Source organism: Clostridium sp. DL-VIII, from assembly GCF_000230835.1.
Taxonomy (GTDB): domain Bacteria; phylum Bacillota; class Clostridia; order Clostridiales; family Clostridiaceae; genus Clostridium.
Genome location: NZ_CM001240.1, coordinates 2,481,963 through 2,500,627 on the forward strand (window position 1 = coordinate 2,481,963; position 18,665 = coordinate 2,500,627).

The window sequence follows — 18,665 nt, forward strand, 5'->3', positions numbered from 1 at the left end:
AAAATATAAAGGACATGCATGATACTTTCACGTCATGTCCTTTATTTTGGCTGTATATCTTAAATATAAAAAAGCTATAATCTATAGTTCTAGTATATCTAAATCATCAGGCATATATATATTTCCATTGAATTCTTGTTTTCCTTCATCTATGTATAATTCTTTTCTGTTCTCTAGGTTCTTATCTTCTGTATGATATAATATTATATTTTTTACATTCAATTCTTTAGCATTTTTACATGCATCTTTTGCAGTAGCATGATGCTTTTCATAGGGTTTAAATATATCTTTTTGAGAATAAAGACAGAATGCTTCGTGAAGTAAATAATCTACATTTTCACAATAATTTTTTACCGTGTCTCTATATGGTTCATCACCTAAAAATGTTAATGATTTATCATTAGCTAATATGGTTGTAAATCCATATTGAAGATCTTTAGTGCTATGTATATCAAAAAAAGTGATTTTTCTATCTAGTATAGTAGTTGTATAGTTATTGGTGATTTTGTTGAATAGTATCCTATCATCAAATAATTTTAAAAACTTTTTTTGAAGAACAAATGAGCAAATTGTCTTAATTGCTTCTATGGAAGTATCATGACAATAGATATTTAAGTCTCCGACATATTTGCCGTTTAGTATACTTTGAGCGACAGATCTGATTACCCAGACACTTCCTAAAATATGATCATTATGATTATGTGATATAAACATATTGTGGATGTGATTAATTGATATATTTAATTTTTCTAAATTTGATAGAACAGTATTTCCGCCGCCAGCATCAATAAGAAAATGTTCATCATCTTTTGATAAAGTAAAGCATGTATTATAACATTTTGTAACCATAGCAGAGCCTGTTCCAAGCATATATATTTTTTCCATTCGAAAACTCCTTGTATAAATATAAAAATTTTAAAGATAATAAAATTAAGAATTTTTTAATTACTAATTTTAAATTAAGTATATTATAAAAGTTATATAAAATAAATTCAATGTCATAAAAATATCTTATAGATTAAGAACTAATTTAAATTTAATATAAAAATATGTATAAATTTAAATAAATGCATTTACTTATAAGTATAGTTATTATATACTAGTGTATATACAACTGATAAGCAAGAGGAGGATGCAGGAGATATGAATAATAAAATAAAGCAAATGGTATATGCTGGATTATTGACAGCACTAGCAATTATAATTCCTATTCAATTTGGATTTTTAAAGATAATTATTCCACCATATTTTACGGCAACATTGGCAGCTCATGTACCAATGATGTTATCTATGTTAATATCACCATTTGTGGCGATAGTAGTTGGAATAGGTTCAACAATTGGTTTTTTAATAGCAGGGACACCTGCACCAGTAGTTGCAAGAGCAGCAACGCATATTGTTGTAGGGTATGTCGGAGCTATGGTAATCATGAAAAACAAAAGTTATGTTAAAGCTGTAGCAATATCTGCACCTATACATGGAATTCTAGAAGCTTTAGTTACAATACCATTTATAGGATTTGGAGCTGCGGCTTATCCAGCTTTAGCAGTTACACTTGTTGGTGCAATGATACATCATAGTGTAGATGGTGTAATAGCATATGCGGTTATTAAAGCAGTCGCAAAAGCTAGAAAGAAAAATATCTACAATGTTTTTGGTGATTTTGGAACAAAAAATCAATATAGTTACACAAAATAAAATATAAAACAATAATTTAAAGAAAAATATATAAATTTTCTCTAAATTACGGAGCCCAATGCAATATACGAAGTATGCATTGGGCTTTTTGTAGTGATTAATCAGAAAAATTTAGAAAAAAAATAAAATAATATAGACAAAAAGGTGAAATATCATATAATAAGGTTAGAATATTTAAAAGCACAAATTATAGGAATTCAATGAAAAGCGAATAAATTACCTAGTTTATAAGCTAGATAGGCTTTGTGCTAATAATTAAAGATGAGGTGTGAACATTTTGGAAGAAAAAGAAGTAATGTCATTTAAAGATGAGGATGGAAATAAAGTTGATTTTGAAGCTATAGCAAGGATTTATTTAGGGGAGCAGGGATATTTATTATTATCACCATTAGACGATAATAGTAATGATATGTTTGCTTTTAGAATAGATATAAATGAAGAAGGAAATGAAGAGTTAAATCTTGTTGAAGATGATAGGGAATTTGAAGAGATAAAGAAAGAATATAAAAAATTATTATACTAGGTGTAAGAGGTGAAATTAATGAAAGGTTCAGAAATAATAAGCTATCTAGAGGATAATGGCTTAGAAGATGTAGAGGAAGTAAAACAAAAGAAAGATTATGTTATGATAAAATTTTATTATGATTTTGATAAAGAGGAGATAAGCGCTGCAAAAACTTATTCGAACGAAGAAAGTGATTTTGAACCAGAATCTGATGAATGGTATAATGAATATTATATTCCATATCTAAGAGATATTGCAGTAGATAATGTTGAATCAATACTGGAAGAAATTATAGATGAATATGAGGTAGAAGCTAAATATAAGGAATTTGGAATGGAAAATGGAGACAGCGGATATTTTAAATTTGTAGCAGTCTTTTCTGATGAATTAACAGATACAGAAATGGAAGATATTTTAAACGATTACTATGAGTAAAACTGCCATTAAAATACTATTGAAAATATTATAGCTTGTGCTATAATAAAATCATAGATTTCCTGAGATGTGCGTAGAGCTTATGATATTCAACCTACATGATATTATCGGGATTTGCAGTTAATTCATAAATGTCAGGCTTCATTTAATCACATGTTGTGACAGTAGAAGGCAGAAGTGAATTGAGCTTAACCCACCTGCGAGGCGCAGGATTTGAATATATGGGCAAGCGGCATGTTGGGAACTATAATTGGAGTCAACACCTCAGTAATGAGGTGTTTTTATATGTTCAAAAATATAATAGGAAAATGTTAAAAAGCTAACTAAAGTACTACTTTAGTTAGCTTTTTAGGTAAATGAAAAATTCAAATTCATTATATATGATGCAATAAAAAATTACATTTAAGCCCCTGTAACCTAAGTAAATATCCAGATACAAGAGACAGAAAACTAATTTCAATATATACATCTTAATTTAAAGTAAAACTATAATTCAAAATTTTATTTTTTGAAAGCATTTAAACTCAAGCAGCTAATTCACTAATTGGTTTTGAATTATGTCTTCTCTTATACACATGAGCTAGTTCCTTTTGGTAAAGAACTATATGCTTGTCCAAATTCTGAGAGAGAATAATCATAAATTTGTTCCTTGGTGAAAAAAACAATAACAATAAGTTAAGTAAGTTTTTCCTAAATAAGAGATTGCATTTGAGTTTGTAAGATATCCATGTTTTCATAATTTCACCTTCTTTTTTCATATTTGGTTGAGATATACATTTATTATAAACAATAATGTAAAAAAAGTAAAAAAAAATCATCTTGCAAATATTGACAGTAAGAACCAAAAATGAGTAATAAAGCGTTGAAAAACGCATAATTTTAAATATTTCATTACAATATAATGCAAATATGTATAATAATTACAAAAGAGATGATCGACACGACTATATATGGAATTAAGAAATGGTGTCGAAAAATTTCATATTGATTATATTATTTTAAATGGTAAAATTATTGGTATAGACACAGAAAGGATGAGGCATAATGGATATCGAAAATTCTAAGATTGAGGACGTTGTTAAGGAAATTAATTCATTATACAAAATAAGTCAAGAAAGAGAACTTACAAAGGATGAGAAAGAATTACAAGAAAAACTTAGAAAAAGGTATATAGATAATGTTAAAAGGAATTTTAGAGCTCAATTAGATGGGATAGAATCAAAAAAAAGAAAAAAGGGGTAATGAGGAGTGGGAGTATTAGTCAAAAAGCTAATAGCTGATTTGAATTTGGAAGTGCTAGTTGAAGGAAAAGAAGATGTGGAGATTTCTGTAAATGATATAAATAGACCAGGACTACAACTTGCAGGCTTTTATAATTACTTTGCTCCAGAGAGAATACAGGTTATAGGTAAGGCAGAATGGAGCTTTCTAGATTATATGCAAATAGAACTTAGAAAAAAGAGAGTAAAGAAATACTTTAGCTTTGATATAAACTGCTTAATTATAACTAGAGGATTAGAACCACATCCGGAATTTATACGAGAAGCACAAAAACATAATATATGGTTTGTTAGAAGCAACTTGGTAACTACACAATTTATAAGTAAAACTACAATATATTTAGCAGATAAGCTTGCACCTGAAACTAGATTACATGGAGTTTTGGTGGATGTTTCCGGTATAGGTATATTAATTACAGGAGAAAGTGGAATAGGAAAAAGTGAAACAGCTTTAGAATTAATAAAAAGGGGACATAGACTTGTTACAGATGATGCTGTCGATATAAAGGATATAGATGGCCAGTTAATAGGAAGATCTCCTAAAATAACAGTAGGAATGTTAGAGGTTAGAGGGCTTGGAATTATTGATGTCACAACATTGTATGGATTAAGTTCCGTTGTTCAGGAGAAGGAAATAAGATTAGTTATGCATTTTGAACATTGGAAAGATGATAACGATTATGATAGATTGGGAATAGACAATGAATATATGAACATATTAGGTATAAATGTAAAAAAATTAACTGTTCCTATTAGGCCAGGAAGAAATATTGCAGTCATTATAGAAGCAGCGGCAGTTAATTACAGACATGCACTCATGTCAAAAATTACACCTGTAGATGTAATAGAAAGTAGGATGAATGATCTTAATGATTAAAGGGAATGCTAACTAAGGAGGAATTTTTTTATGAAAAGTGAGAAAAAGGAAAGTAATAAAAATGCATGGAATAAATATGATAGCGAGAAGGTAGAAGAGATATTTAAATTCTGTGAAGGATATAAAGATTTTATGTCCCAATGTAAAACTGAAAGAGAATGTGTTCATGAGGTAATAGAATTAGCAAAAGCTGAAGGTTATAAAGATATAGAAGAAATTATTAAAAACAAAGGAACTTTAAAAGCAGGAGATAAAGTTTATGCTAATAATAAAGGTAAAACAATAGCTTTGTTTATAATAGGAAATGAGCCGATGGAAAATGGATTAAAAATTTTGGGAGCTCATATTGATTCGCCAAGATTGGATGTGAAGCAAAATCCTCTATATGAAGATAGTGAATTGGTATTGTTAGATACGCATTATTATGGTGGAATTAAAAAATATCAGTGGGTTACATTACCTTTGGCCTTGCATGGAGTTGTAGCAAAAAAGGATGGAACAGTTATAAATATATGTATTGGAGAAGATGAAAATGACCCTGTTATTGGAGTTTCTGATCTTTTAGTACATTTAGCTGGGACTCAGATGGAAAAAAAGGGAAATAAGGTTGTTGAAGGTGAAGACCTTAATGTCTTAGTTGGAAGTATGCCTTTAAAAGGAACAGAAAAGGAAGCTGTTAAGGCAAATATTCTAAAAATACTTAAAGAAAAATATGATTTTGAGGAAGATGATTTTCTTTCAGCTGAATTAGAGGTTGTAACTGCAGGAAGAGCGAGAGACTATGGATTAGATAGAAGTATGGTTATGGCTTACGGTCAGGATGATAGAGTTTGTTCGTATACATCTCTCATGGCTATGTTTGATATAAAGGAAATTGATAAGACTTGCTGTACCTTATTAGTTGATAAAGAGGAAATAGGCAGCTTTGGTGCTACTGGTATGCAATCGAAGTTTTTTGAAAACATTGTTGCTGAAATTATAGACAAAGTCGAAGGATATACAGAGCTAAAACTTAGAAGATGTCTTACTAATTCAAAGATGTTATCATCAGATGTTAGTGCAGCCTTTGATCCTAATTATCCTTCAGCAATGGAAAAGAAGAATGCAGCTTTCTTTGGCAGAGGAATGGTATTTAACAAATATACAGGTTCGAGAGGAAAATATGGTTGTAATGATGCAAGTGCTGAATATATGGCAGAACTTAGAAATATAATGGAAAAACACGATGTTGCAATTCAAACAGCAGAACTTGGAAAAGTTGATGCTGGCGGAGGGGGAACTATAGCGTATATATTAGCGCAATATAACATGGAAGTAATAGATTGTGGAGTTGCACTTCTTAATATGCATTCACCATGGGAAATTGCAAGTAAAGTTGATATATACGAAACTATGAAGGGATATAAAGCTTTTTTATTAGAGGCATAGAAATTATTAAAATATGAGATAAGAAAGAACTTTATAATAATAGAGCTCAAGGATATAAATGCTAGAATCCTTGAGCTTTTTTATCTTTTAATATAAATAATATCGATTTGTTATTTAGTTTCGTGCGATAAATTTAGAGAAGAGAGAAATTTTGACAAATACTCATAGGGCAATTCAACAGAACCAATATCGCCATGGCGAGTATCCTCTTTTAAATTACCATGAAAATCAGAACCGCAGGAAACTAATAAATTATTATCATTTGCTAGTTTTAAAAACGATTCAGTTTCTTCCTGTGTGTTAAGATAATATATAGATTCAAGACCATCAAAACCCATGGATAAGAACTCGTGTATGCTAGAATTTACTATTAATTTAGGATGAGCTAAGAATACATGTGCATTATATTTTTTTAGTAATTTTAAACCATCAATAGTAGAAAGCTTTAAAGTTGGGACATAGGCTTTACAATTTTTGCCAATGAATTTATTGAAAATTTCATCATGAGTATAAGGGTAGCCGCAATTAATTATCTCTCTGGCAATATGAGGTCTAGCAATAGTATCTTTAGCATCTTTTAAAATTTTTTCGAAATTTATTTCTATATTAAACTCCTCTTTTAACTTATTAATCATTTTTTTTGCTCTAACAATTCTATGATTTTTTATATTATTAAGTTCTTTAATAAACTCTTGATTTTTAAAGTTATCATCTTTAAAGAAGCCTAAAATATGTACACTTTCATTGTTGTGCTGAGTTGATAATTCAATTCCAGGAATTAAGGTGATATCATATTTATAACTTTCTTCAATAGCTTCATTTAAGCCATCAATAGTATCATGGTCTGTTATGGCTAGATATTTAACATTATTCTCATAAGCTCTTTTAACAACTTCAGAAGGCGAGAATATTCCATCAGAAGAGGTAGTGTGAACGTGGAAATCTACTTTAAGCATAAGTTATCCTCCAATTATCAGAGATTTTTATAATAATATAATAATCATATCATATGGAAAAATATAAGTATAGGGACTCACAATAACAATAATATTTTTCATATATTTAATTACAAGATTTGAAATAAAATCACCTGATTTGGTTTATAGTTCACAATTAGTTATCGTTTGATTGTAGTTTGTTAACTTCATTTGCATACTTGCTTACAGACAAAGCATTTTTATATCGTAGCCAATAATTCGTAAAATACCCTATTGTAACTAAAACGCATAGAAGCATATCAATGCAAATGAGTAGTTGGTAACTTTTACTGATATCAAAAGAAACACCTCCGATTAAGCTACCTATTATACCACCTGCTTGATGGAATAGAAGGAGACTTCCAATGAACTTTCCTTTTTCCTTAGTATTCTCATTGGCAATTAACATTCCTCCAGGTACAGCCCCTAGATAAGTAAATCCGAAGAGCACTGCAAACACAATCGGCGACCAGGGCGAATGTACAAACAAAATTATAAACGCTAAGATGCGTATCCCGTACAACAGCGACATGGCTGTAAATTTATTGATACGATCAAAAAAATATCCGAAAATGAGCGAACCGATTATTTCCATAATTCCTAAGGTGCTCATGGATATAGCAATCAAGGCAGGCTTTACGCTGGACCATTGATAAATAGCCACTAAATTCATCTCTACAGTCCCCATATTAAACCCACATGTAAATAATGCAAAACCAATGAATAGAAATAATAATATATGAGAGTCTTTAAAAAGCATTTTCATTTTTGGTTGTTCAGATTTCTTTGATTGCTTCTGTCGATTTTCAGGATTCCGAATAAGAAACTGAATAACTGGCAATGCAACAAAAAGGCTGAGCAGGCAAGAGATTAGAAATGCATCCTTCCATGTTAACCAACTATTCGAGATAAAAATCGGAGTGCAAACGGCTAGACCAATAGATGATGAGCTTGCCAGAAGTGCAGTAGCTTTGGCTCGATGATGTTGGAACCAGTCAAATATTAGAATATATGTGGCAGATGCTCCTATACCGTAAAAACCAGATATGACTCCATATCCGATAAAAAACAAAACCGGACTATGTCCTACAAAAACAATACTTGTCCCTAAGATACTAAAAATTGTACTTAGTTGCATTAATTTCTTAGGTCCATAACGGTCAGCAATCCATCCTCCTATTGGGGTGCATAATGCTGCAATCAGTAAGTTGGTTGACCATGCCATGGAAATCAAGCTTCTGCTTATGTTCAAATCTTGAGAAATTTGAACTTGATAAGTAGCCATAATAAAACGCAACAATGCGCCAATAAAGCCGATAATCCACAAAGCAGTTAAGCCGATCCAAGCATACTTACGTTCTTTAAACCATGTGTCGTTCATTTTCTTCACCTCATTTTAATATAATAAAAAAAGATACTGAACGATATCTTTTTTTATCATGTTAACATAATAATGAATAAAGTGCAAATTTATATTCAAACTGCTTGTGTGAAAAATATTTTTTATTCTTTAGGAATTTATAATAAAGTAAAATCTATGGATAACTTATGAAAAAGGCTATTTAATAGGTTCCGAGTAGAAAAGAATAAAAAATAAATCATATTCGCCTGCCAGATTTTTCTCACATTCGTTCGAAAAGGCAGATGCGTAAAAAAATCTTCGGCTCCACAGTCGCCTACGATTTTGTTCTTATGTCTAATTACAGAATTGGCTTCTTAAATTAAAAGATCAAGTTCGTTGAAGAAATAACCCCTGCCTTGTAATAACTATCTAAATTTTTGGAGGCATGCTATAATAATTAAAGAAAAAATAACATGTGCAGTGAGGATAAAATTACATTCCTTGGAGGAGATACTATGAGTAAAGGAGAAAACACACGCAATTATATAATTAAGAAATCGGCTGAACTTTTTAATCAGCGAGGCTACGCAGGATCTTCGCTCTCTGATATTACTGAAGTAACTGGAATTAAGAGGGGGGGGATTTATCGTCACTTTGCATGTAAGGATGAGATTGCGCTTGAGGCCTATGATTATGCAGTAGGAATTGTTAATGAAAAATTTTTTGAAGCCGTAAGTGAACAACAATCAGCAATTGATAAAATTCTGGCCATATTCAAGGTCTATGAACAAGTTGTAGAAAATCCCCCTTTTATCGGAGGATGTCCTGTATTAAATACAGCTATTGAAAGTGATGATACTCACCCTGAATTACGAAAAAAAGCCCAGCAAAGCATTGAAAGGATGTTGAAATATATTAAGGGGATTCTTTATCAAGGAATACAGAACGGTGAGTTAAAGCCCAATATTGATACCGATACTCTTGCTACTTTCATTTTTTCCACTCTAGAAGGCGGTATAATGCTAAGTAAACTGGAGGGAAATAATCGGCATATGCGATTTAACATTGAAAGTATATCCAAGTATTTAGAACAATTTTCATCACAATTATCTTAGTTCGTTTCCTTTAAAACGCTATATTAGTGAGTATGAATCATAATCAGTGCTAAGCTGGTGAGAGCAGAAGGTATTCACACTTCGCTAGAATGCCCAGTCCAAGCTAAAATGTTCAAGGTTATAAATTTTTTTTATGGTCTTTTTGTGCTAGGAGAATTTATGAAAAAAACAAGGCTTATTAATTTTTTATTGAGAGAAATATTAATTTATATAAAGGATGTCAATGATATGATTGAATATAATTCTAAGCAAACATTGAGTTTCATACGAATTGAATAAATAATTTTAAAGGCATTAAACATTCTAAAATGGATCCTATAGAATGGACAGTTAGAAAAAAGGCTTATAAAACCAAATTTCTTACTGACTCTATTTTATAGGGTCTTTTTTTGTTACAATTAATTTCAGTATAATTGGAGGGGTGTTTATGGGTGTTAATCATTTTACAGAAGAACAACAAGAAGAATTGCGAAAAAATCCGTATATCGAAAAAGTTAGTGATAAAGCAATAACTTATACAACTAAATTTAAAGAACTGTTTGCAAAAGAATACCGTGCAGGAAAAATACCATCTCAAATATTGATTGAATGTGGAATTAATCATCAGCTCTTAGGTAAAAAACGTAAGGATGCTCTTGTTGCAATGGTGAAGAGATGTGAATTTCGCTCAGATGGCTTTGAAGATATAAGAAAATGTAACTTAGGCCGTCCAGTTGCAAAGGATTTAACTGATGCTGAGCGAATTGCCAGACTGGAACATCAAATTAAATATCTAAAACAAGAAAATGAATTTTTAAAAAAAATCGAATTTTTAGAAAGACAAGCCAAATGGAAGAACAAACAGAAGCAGCACCAGAAGAAAAATTCAAACTCATCCAAGAAATGACTCAGCGTGATAATAATGAATTAAATATAAGTTGGTTATGTAAAATGGCTAGCGTATCGCGAAGCGGCTACTATAACTGGCTTCATTCATTTGGTCAACGATGTAATAAGGAAGAACTGGATAGAGCTGACTTTACTCTAATATTAGAAGCTTACAAGTATCGTGGATATGATAAAGGTAGACGTGGAATACATATGCGGCTGCTACATATGGGTGTGCGAATGAATCAGAAAAAGATTAGCCGCCTGATGAAGAAATACAATCTCTTTTGTCCAATTAGGAAAGCCAATCCGTACCGTAGAATGGCAAAAGCTCTTAAGACAGATGCCATATCTGATAACCTTGTAAAACGTGAATTTGCAGAACATGGTGCAGGAAAAATACTTCTTACCGATATCACATATTTATTTTATAACCATGGCTGTAAAGCGTATCTCTCTGTTATTAAAGATGCGTATACAAAACAGGTTCTGTCCTATGTAGTAAGCGAGTCTCTTGAAGTTGATTTTGTATTAGAAACTATTAATAACTTAATTGATAAACATGGAGACACTCTTCAAATAGATGCTATTCTTCATTCAGATCAAGGCTGTCATTATACCAGCATGTCTTTCCGTCAGTTGCTGAAAGACAAAGAACTGAGGCAGTCTATGTCACGAAGGGGAAACTGCTGGGATAATGCACCACAAGAATCTTTCTTTGGGCATATGAAAGATGAAATACATCTGGACAGATGCAGTACTTACGATGAACTTTGCAATGAAATTGATAATTATATGGACTATTATAATAATGAACGATATCAGTGGAAACTGGCGAAGCTGGCACCAAATCAATATGCAGAATATATAATAACTGGAAAGCATCCGCTCAACGATGAACAGACAGGTCTTCCATGAACTGGGTATGGTAACGTTGGCTATACATAGCCCGGTATTCATCCTTAATCAGTGATTCAGAACTACACTCTGGATTGATCATGTCATAGAAATACATTTCATATGCGAGGTCATGGAAATCGGTTTTTAAAATCCATTTCAGCACATAAAACAGATAGTCAAGTTCTTCTGTAATTATCACAGCTTCCATCATTTGTACATAAAACCATGTCCACTTCACTTCATTAAGCTGTTCGCAATAACGAATAACATAAGAGGGAACATCATCACTTAACATAGATTCCTTGAAAGTATTTAAGGTTTCTATAAACTTTCTATTTATCATAATCATACAAGATACAGTTAGCTATTAAGATGAGCCAACATCAAATCCATAGGATTCAATGTTGGCTCATCTTTTCTGCATCTCCTCCTTACGGATAAAATACATGATTTAGATTTAAAATTTAATGCCTTTTTTTATAAATGTCCTTGACAATGGGACCACTTTATTCACTAGAGTGTTTAATGCCTTTTATATACTAATAAGTACTATTCTATAAGGGCAAAAAGAGGGCGAAAATAAAATATGCCCTCTAATTAAATGTTTATATTACTTAATTTTGTTTAGCTATAGGCTTATTTTCAATATGATTGCAAAAATCAAAAAGGTTATATCTTAGCGGTAAGTTTTTCATGGAAATAATATCTTCGTTAAAAATTCCATCCCATGGAGCAACAGATATAATAGAATCATTAAAAACTTTAACGAAGTATTGATCATTATCATTAAAATATAATCTGATTCTAAAAGGCTCTTTTACATTTACTCCCTCAGTTGAGTAGTTTTCGGTAGCTAATGAAGAGATGAAATCTTCAAAAATAGAATTTTCGTCTGCTGGAACTTCTATTTCCTTATATAAATTAGTATCAAATACGTAAAGAGTAAATTTTTTATTATTTAAAATTTTATTTTTTATTTCATCAATATAATAATGATTATTTGGTTTTACAGAAAAATTTATATATTGATAATTTCGTAAATTGCAACCAATTAGATTAATGGATAATAGCAATATTATAAAAATGCAGCTAATTTTTTTCAAAATACATACCTCCTAAAATACCATGTTTACAATATAAATTTATTCGAACCTTTGAGTTTTAGAACTTCTACATTAATGGAATAAGTGATAATTAAGGGAATTTTATAATATGAATAAACAGTAATAATGTTTTGGGGGATAATATGTATATAATAGGAACAGTAGGACCGACTGTAAAGGATAGGACAATACTTAAGGGGATAATAGACAGCGGTGTAAATGCATTGAGATTTAACTTTATACATGGAAGTGCAATAGAATTCTTAAGATTTTTAAAAATGGCAAAAGAAATAAAGAATGATATTGAAATAATATTAGATCTTTCAGGAACTAAGGTAAGAGTATCAAACAAATTTGAATATGTTTATAAAGTGTATGATGGGGAAGAAATTTATTTTTGTGGTGAAGATAAATATGAAGAAATAAAGGATCGTGAAGGTAAAATCAAAATAATTCCATTAAATATTAAAAATGAAGTCTTGAATGGAAAAGAATATAAAGAAATAGGAATAAAAGATAATACGATGATTTTTAATGTCATAGAGAGAGAAGATGGGCTTATTAAAGTTACTACTGTAAGAGGTGGGATTATTAGAAAGGGTAAAGGGTGCAATATAAAGAATCTAGAGAGAAATGCGATTGCATTAAGTGAAAAGGATAAAAACGCTATAATGTGGGGAATAAGAAACAGAGTAGATATAATATGCCAATCGTTCGTTGAGAATAAAGAAGATATTAATGAAATAAAAATATTTTTGAATGATAACAGTAGTGCAAGTAAAGCTAAACCTAAAATTTGGGCAAAAATAGAAACCTTAAACGGAGTAAATAATTTGAAAAGTATATTAAATGAAGTGGATGGAATAGTAATAGGAAGAGGCGATTTAATACCAGAAACATCAATAGAAGATACGCCTATTTATGAAGAAAAAATTATAAAGGAAGTAACTAAGGATAAAAACAAAGATATAATAGTAGCAACTCATCTTTTTAATAGTATGAAAAGTGGGAAAATGCCATCAATTTCTGAAGTTGAAAGTATATATAATTTTATAAAAATCGGTGCGACAGGTTTTATGTTGGCAGGGGAAACATCTATAGGAAAAGCACCAGTTAAAACAGTAGAGTTTTTAAATAAGCTGATTGAAAAGTATAGGGATTCATGATAAGGAATTAAAGTAAAAACTAAATTTATAACTTGAGATGAAATTAAAAAGTATTCTCTAATAATGTATGCTTTATAAAATGATTATAGAGAAAATGGAATAAAACTAATAAAAAATGAATGATGAAATTAAAAAGTATTCTCTAATGAAGGTAAGCATTAGAAAAATATTAAAGGGTTTCATCATTCATTATTAGCTTGCATATGGATATTGCTTATTATATAAGGTATTTAAATATATAATACAAATTTTTAACTAAGTTTATGTATTCTGCTTAAATAAAAGCTTATTATAAGTGTTAATGCATAATCATAAATTAGAAATACAACTTGCGCTATTATCCATACAATGTATATTGGGAATTTAGTATCTAAATTAATTAATAAGTTGGTTCCGATAAAATAAATTACTGAAAGTAACATATTAAAGGCAACTAATTTTAGTACTAATTCTATAAGTATATTTCTGATTTTTTCTATGAAATATTTTATTATGCCATATATTCCAAAAAATAATATATAATATATGGCTATATTAATTGTTACTAAAAAGAAACTTAAAATACTTGAAGCAATGTAAACCAATATTGTATTTTTTATTGAAGTTCTAATAATGGATATTGGTATTAAGCATGAAGCAACAGTTAATATAGATAAAGTACTTATTGGAATAATGGAAGCAGAGTAGAGTATTGCAAGGGTTAATGCTGTAATTATACCATTTTCGGCAATATACTTTGCTTTCATAAATTGCTCACTCCTTTATATTTAAGTACAAGTTCTGCAGTCTGAAATTTGGCGGATAAGATATTAAAATTAACAACAGTTGATTAAATCTCCACCTGCACATTCGCATAGGGAGTCTAAACACCAAAGATTTATACAGCAATTGCATAGATCAGAATTGTTTGTATTTGTAGTTCTATAATAAGGACTAGAATAGCTTGAGCCTCTTTGCCTTAAGGAATTTAAACCTTGTCTATATTCAAAATTATTAGGATCCATACTGACAGCTGCATTCATTTCGTTAAGGGCAGCATCAAACCAGCCTTTGTTAAGTAAAACAGCTCCATTTAAGTAATGCCACTCAGCAGTTCTGTTAGAAATAGAATTTAATTTATTTTCAGCCGCTAAATAATTTCTAGATTGAATAAGTCTTCTTATTTCCTGAAAATCATAGGAATTACTAGAATTATTGGATGAATTATTATAATTTGATGAAGTACTAGTGTTACTAGAATTATAATTATTATTAGGATTTTTAGTTAATGCTTCGTAAGCTTCATTGATTTCAATCATTTTTTCTTCAGCTAAATTTTTAAGTGGATTATCTCCAAATTGGTCTGGGTGATATTGTTTAATAAGTTTTCTGTATGCACTTTTTATTTCATCTTGACTTGCACCAGGTTTTATACCTAATACCTCATATGGATTCATTATAAATCTCTCCTTTTAGTTTCATTTGTACTTTCTGGATGTCTGATAATATTAACATATTTATCCATTAAGCCTAATTCAATTATGTTATATAGTATATCGCTATTTCTATTAAGATTCAATTTATCTAAATTTTCCTTACAACTATACCCGCAATTTAAAATAGTAAATTCTATTTTGGGTTTTACTATTTTAATAAATTCATCATATGGTAAAGAATCCTCATTATATAGAAAATTTATAGGGTTGAATTTTCCTTTTTCCATATCGGACTTTAAATCATCTAAGGCATCAATCAAGTATATCCATTTACCTATAGAATACCCTAAATTATATAAAATAGTTCTAAGTTCAGCAGAATCATTAAGTAATTCATAAGGATAATCACGTAGAATTATACCCACTAAATCACTGAAAGGATCGGATATTTCATCTATATAAATAAAAGACTTATCATTTTCTAACGTAGAAAGTTTATTTAAGCATTGTTTTATCTTATTATTAATTTCAAGTATTTGAACTGAAAATTTTCTTATATAAGGTGATAAGAGAGTACTTAAGAATTTGCTTTTAAGATTCTTATCATCATATACATCGTCCAGTAACTTGTAATAGGATAATGAAATGTTCATTGCAGCTGCATAAGCTAGAGCTTTATTATTAGTTATAATAATTTTTTTCTCAGTAGGATGAAGTGAGCATCTATGATGTCCAATTTCTAGTTCGTCAGAGTTTAATGCATCTAATAATAAGCCTAGAAAAGTCATATCATAATTTAAAGACAGTCTTGGTAGATTACCAAAGTCTTTTTTTATGTGGCAGCATAGTCCACAATAGTAGCATTTAAATCTAGCAAAGTCTTTGACTTTCATTTCTGCCTTTAAGGGAGTAACATATCCAAACAATAAAAAACACTCCTTATAAGAATAAGTATAAATACATTATACAGTAACTTTTAATATTTAAACATAAAGTTTATATAGATATAATAAAATATTTAGATATTATTAATATTTATTTACAAGTTTTATTCCAAAATCTAGTGTTTATGGGGCATTTATAATGTCATGGATATTAATAATAAAAAAATATAGAAAAATTTATAAAAAAGTATTTACAACAAATAATAATTATTATATAATAATTTTTGTAGAGAGAAGTAATTAAAAAAAATTACAAAATAAATATTAAAGTTAAGATTTTAGGAGGAGAAGATTATGAAAAAATTTGTTTGTACAGTATGTGGTTATATTTATGAAGGAGAAACAGCACCAGAAAAATGTCCAGTATGTGGTGTAGGATCAGAAAAATTCGTTGAACAAAGCGGAGAATTAACTTTTGCTGATGAACATGTAATCGGAGTAGCTAAAGGGGTTGACCAAGAAGTAATCGATGGTTTACATGCAAACTTCACTGGAGAATGTACAGAAGTTGGGATGTACTTAGCAATGTCAAGACAAGCTGATAGAGAAGGATATCCAGAAATTGCAGAAGCATATAAGAGAATTGCATTTGAAGAAGCAGAACATGCATCTAAATTTGCTGAATTACTAGGAGAAGTAGTTGTTGCAGATACAAAAGCAAATTTACAAGCTAGAGTTGATGCAGAACATGGAGCATGTCAAGGTAAAAAAGATTTAGCAACACTTGCTAAGAAATTAAACTTAGATGCAATACATGATACAGTTCATGAAATGTGTAAAGATGAAGCAAGACACGGAAAAGCTTTCAAAGGATTATTAGATAGATATTTCGCATAAGATTAGAAATATTGAAAGAGTAGATACTAAGTGTGAGTAGTATCTACTCTTTTATTATGTTACGATTTTTTAGCATATAAAGAATCATATAAGGAGGTATATATATCATATGTTTTTTTATCTAAACAGACCATAGCAACTTTGTCAAAAGTGCCAGGTGAATCTTCAATAAATGTTGAGATTTCATCTAAGGCTATTTTGCAGGCGTCTTCTAAAGGATAAGAATATGCTCCTGTGCTTATTGATGGAAAGGCAATAGTTTGAATTGGATGTTCTTTAATATAATCATTTGATTCTCTAATTAAGAATTCCTTTTGTTTTCCTCCGATAAATTTATTTGTGCTGAAACGATAAAGATGTGTATTTAAAATTTCATTAAATTGCTTAGAGTAACACTCAGAATAATTAGCAGCTATTTTAAAAGCAGAACGGTACGCATTTCTTAAATATTTTTCTTCAGAACCGTTATTTCTATAAATAGGCCCAACTGTGTGTATTATCCAATATACACCAGAGCTCGTTAGATTATATGATTTTGTTATTTTTGATTTGCCAGTTAAACATCCATTTAATTGTCTGCATTCTTCTAATAATTTATCACCACAGGCTTTGTGAATTGCGCCATCAACTCCACCGCCCCCAAGCAGTGATGCATTTGCAGCATTTACAATTGCGTCAAATTTAGTTTTTGTTATATCGCCAAAAAGAATTTCAAATTTAGTCAAATTAATCACCTCATATTAGTCATACAAATTATCTAATTAATAGTTTACACCTAATTAATACAAATAAAAATACAAAGATTCAAAAAAAAGGAAATTAATAAATGTAAATATTCTTTTAACAGATAGATAATATATAGAAGATATAAGGATGATAGACAGTATTCTTTATTTAATTGTGCCTAATATTGAAAAGAACTAACTTAGAATAAAGTTAAAGCCACAATGCAAACTCATTCTTCATACATCGTGACTTTAAACTTTAAATATAACAAATTTAAATTATTATATTAATAATATTAAAGATAATTGTTACTAGATAGGTTGGTTCTCTAGATTTTTTCTTCTATTATCTAAAGGATTTAAATTTATGTGATGAACTTTCATTGTTTCATCAGGATTCATAATTAGTTCGTCTAAGCGAATTCTACCATCAGGTGTATTTGCTACAACTATTATTTCAGTTCCCTTTTTATAAGTAACCCAATTATATCCGTCTCTTACTACCTTGTTTACATCTTCAATTGAAATCAAAGCAGTATCTTTGTGATTACCGAACTTATCTCTTAAAATTATTCCCATAGTATCATGATCGATTTTTGTACAATCGTTTTTAAAGTTTCTATTATATATTTCTAAATTTTCACGTCTATTATCTAATGTATTTCCGTTTAAATGCTTTATTGGAGCTTTAGGATTAACATCTAAAATTACAGATTGAATAGTTTTTTTATTTGAAACTGTCTTACCGTTAATTTTAGAAGTAGATAATGATTGAACTAAATAGTTATTAAAGTCTTTATGCCACTCAGCAAACCAAATACCTTCCTTTTTAACTTTTTCAGCATCTAAGGCATCTATTTTGCAGATTAGCTCACTTCCGTCCTTTTTTAAAATGGTGATTTCTGTGATATTGCCCTTATCAGTGTATTTATTTTCTTGAATTTTATAATTAGTATTTATGGTTAAGCACCTCTTTCATGGTTTTAAGTAAAAAGATATATAAGGCACATAAAAATAAATAACAGATTAAATATACATTCTGTACTATTAT

Annotated in this window: 21 protein-coding genes and 1 other RNA gene; 12 read left to right on the top strand and 10 right to left on the bottom strand. The window is 29.7% G+C overall.

What is annotated here, in order from left to right:
- Positions 1-81: 81 nt before the first annotated feature.
- The gene (locus CDLVIII_RS11340; protein ID WP_009169597.1) at positions 82-885 is read right to left on the bottom strand and encodes an MBL fold metallo-hydrolase; all 804 of its coding nucleotides are present in this window, start codon (positions 883-885) and stop codon (positions 82-84) included.
- Between the two features lie 258 nt (positions 886-1,143).
- On the opposite strand from CDLVIII_RS11340, the gene CDLVIII_RS11345 reads away from it, so the two are divergent.
- From CDLVIII_RS11345 to CDLVIII_RS11375, 7 genes are all read left to right on the top strand, one after another.
- On the top strand, positions 1,144-1,698 hold the full coding sequence (locus tag CDLVIII_RS11345) for a hypothetical protein (RefSeq protein WP_009169598.1): 555 nt from the start codon (positions 1,144-1,146) through the stop codon (positions 1,696-1,698).
- A gap of 277 nt (positions 1,699-1,975) precedes the next feature.
- Complete coding sequence (locus CDLVIII_RS11350; RefSeq protein WP_009169599.1) at positions 1,976-2,221, top strand: DUF1292 domain-containing protein; 246 nt, start codon at positions 1,976-1,978, stop codon at positions 2,219-2,221.
- A gap of 18 nt (positions 2,222-2,239) precedes the next feature.
- Positions 2,240-2,638 carry a hypothetical protein gene (locus CDLVIII_RS11355; protein WP_009169600.1) on the top strand — a complete coding sequence of 133 codons (399 nt, stop codon included), beginning with the start codon at positions 2,240-2,242 and terminating at the stop codon, positions 2,636-2,638.
- A 56-nt stretch (positions 2,639-2,694) separates the two neighbouring features.
- A non-coding RNA gene (ssrS, locus tag CDLVIII_RS29835) (6S RNA) lies at positions 2,695-2,886 on the top strand.
- 796 nt (positions 2,887-3,682) lie between these two features.
- On the top strand, positions 3,683-3,880 hold the full coding sequence (locus tag CDLVIII_RS11365) for a DUF896 domain-containing protein (protein ID WP_009169601.1): 198 nt from the start codon (positions 3,683-3,685) through the stop codon (positions 3,878-3,880).
- Positions 3,881-3,886: 6 nt separating this feature from the next.
- The gene (hprK, locus tag CDLVIII_RS11370; protein ID WP_009169602.1) at positions 3,887-4,795 is read left to right on the top strand and encodes an HPr(Ser) kinase/phosphatase; all 909 of its coding nucleotides are present in this window, start codon (positions 3,887-3,889) and stop codon (positions 4,793-4,795) included.
- A gap of 30 nt (positions 4,796-4,825) precedes the next feature.
- A complete protein-coding gene (locus tag CDLVIII_RS11375) occupies positions 4,826-6,223 on the top strand; it encodes an aminopeptidase (RefSeq protein ID WP_009169603.1) in 1,398 nt (465 codons plus the stop codon).
- Between the two features lie 110 nt (positions 6,224-6,333).
- Here CDLVIII_RS11375 and CDLVIII_RS11380 read toward each other — a convergent pair whose 3' ends face one another.
- On the bottom strand, positions 6,334-7,179 hold the full coding sequence (locus CDLVIII_RS11380; RefSeq protein ID WP_009169604.1) for a PHP domain-containing protein: 846 nt from the start codon (positions 7,177-7,179) through the stop codon (positions 6,334-6,336).
- 157 nt (positions 7,180-7,336) lie between these two features.
- Positions 7,337-8,581 carry an MFS transporter gene (locus CDLVIII_RS11385; RefSeq protein WP_009169605.1) on the bottom strand — a complete coding sequence of 415 codons (1,245 nt, stop codon included), beginning with the start codon at positions 8,579-8,581 and terminating at the stop codon, positions 7,337-7,339.
- Between the two features lie 476 nt (positions 8,582-9,057).
- Between CDLVIII_RS11385 and CDLVIII_RS11390 the strand changes: the two genes are divergently transcribed.
- The 3 genes from CDLVIII_RS11390 (at position 9,058) to CDLVIII_RS11400 (ending at position 11,442) form a co-directional block, all read left to right on the top strand.
- Positions 9,058-9,657 carry a TetR/AcrR family transcriptional regulator gene (locus CDLVIII_RS11390; protein WP_009169606.1) on the top strand — a complete coding sequence of 200 codons (600 nt, stop codon included), beginning with the start codon at positions 9,058-9,060 and terminating at the stop codon, positions 9,655-9,657.
- A gap of 427 nt (positions 9,658-10,084) precedes the next feature.
- Positions 10,085-10,543, top strand: coding sequence for an HTH domain-containing protein (locus tag CDLVIII_RS11395; RefSeq protein WP_009169607.1), 459 nt, complete (start codon positions 10,085-10,087; stop codon positions 10,541-10,543).
- Positions 10,486-11,442: an IS3 family transposase gene (locus tag CDLVIII_RS11400; protein WP_009167709.1), complete on the top strand. Its 957-nt coding sequence runs from the start codon at positions 10,486-10,488 to the stop codon at positions 11,440-11,442. The genes CDLVIII_RS11395 and CDLVIII_RS11400 overlap by 58 nt, the downstream gene beginning before the upstream one ends.
- Here the strand turns inward: CDLVIII_RS11400 and CDLVIII_RS29840 are convergent.
- Together CDLVIII_RS29840 and CDLVIII_RS11405 are read right to left on the bottom strand one after the other, a co-directional pair.
- Positions 11,414-11,719: a hypothetical protein gene (locus CDLVIII_RS29840; protein WP_009167710.1), complete on the bottom strand. Its 306-nt coding sequence runs from the start codon at positions 11,717-11,719 to the stop codon at positions 11,414-11,416. The genes CDLVIII_RS11400 and CDLVIII_RS29840 overlap by 29 nt on opposite strands.
- 319 nt (positions 11,720-12,038) lie before the next feature.
- Entirely contained in the window at positions 12,039-12,527 is a 489-nt protein-coding gene (locus tag CDLVIII_RS11405) for a DUF4883 family protein (RefSeq protein ID WP_009169608.1), read from the bottom strand.
- Between the two features lie 143 nt (positions 12,528-12,670).
- On the opposite strand from CDLVIII_RS11405, the gene CDLVIII_RS11410 reads away from it, so the two are divergent.
- Positions 12,671-13,693 (top strand): pyruvate kinase, encoded by a 1,023-nt coding sequence (locus CDLVIII_RS11410; RefSeq protein WP_009169609.1) that lies wholly within the window; start codon positions 12,671-12,673, stop codon positions 13,691-13,693.
- A 251-nt stretch (positions 13,694-13,944) separates the two neighbouring features.
- On the opposite strand, the gene CDLVIII_RS11415 is transcribed toward CDLVIII_RS11410, so the two are convergent.
- The 3 genes from CDLVIII_RS11415 to CDLVIII_RS11425 all read right to left on the bottom strand — a co-directional run bounded on the left by CDLVIII_RS11415 (position 13,945) and on the right by CDLVIII_RS11425 (position 16,034).
- Entirely contained in the window at positions 13,945-14,439 is a 495-nt protein-coding gene (locus CDLVIII_RS11415) for a hypothetical protein (RefSeq protein ID WP_009169610.1), read from the bottom strand.
- A 69-nt stretch (positions 14,440-14,508) separates the two neighbouring features.
- The gene (locus CDLVIII_RS11420) at positions 14,509-15,129 is read right to left on the bottom strand and encodes a J domain-containing protein (protein ID WP_009169611.1); all 621 of its coding nucleotides are present in this window, start codon (positions 15,127-15,129) and stop codon (positions 14,509-14,511) included.
- Entirely contained in the window at positions 15,129-16,034 is a 906-nt protein-coding gene (locus CDLVIII_RS11425; protein ID WP_009169612.1) for a DUF5685 family protein, read from the bottom strand. Before CDLVIII_RS11425 ends, CDLVIII_RS11420 begins: the two co-directional genes overlap by 1 nt.
- Before the next feature lie 312 nt (positions 16,035-16,346).
- On the opposite strand from CDLVIII_RS11425, the gene CDLVIII_RS11430 reads away from it, so the two are divergent.
- Positions 16,347-16,889, top strand: a complete 543-nt coding sequence (locus CDLVIII_RS11430) for an NADH peroxidase (protein ID WP_009169613.1) — start codon at positions 16,347-16,349, stop codon at positions 16,887-16,889.
- 59 nt (positions 16,890-16,948) lie between these two features.
- On the opposite strand, the gene CDLVIII_RS11435 is transcribed toward CDLVIII_RS11430, so the two are convergent.
- The gene (locus tag CDLVIII_RS11435) at positions 16,949-17,614 is read right to left on the bottom strand and encodes a macro domain-containing protein (RefSeq protein ID WP_009169614.1); all 666 of its coding nucleotides are present in this window, start codon (positions 17,612-17,614) and stop codon (positions 16,949-16,951) included.
- Positions 17,615-17,926: 312 nt separating this feature from the next.
- Complete coding sequence (locus CDLVIII_RS11440; protein ID WP_186005593.1) at positions 17,927-18,523, bottom strand: hypothetical protein; 597 nt, start codon at positions 18,521-18,523, stop codon at positions 17,927-17,929.
- Between the last annotated feature and the right edge of the window lie 142 nt (positions 18,524-18,665).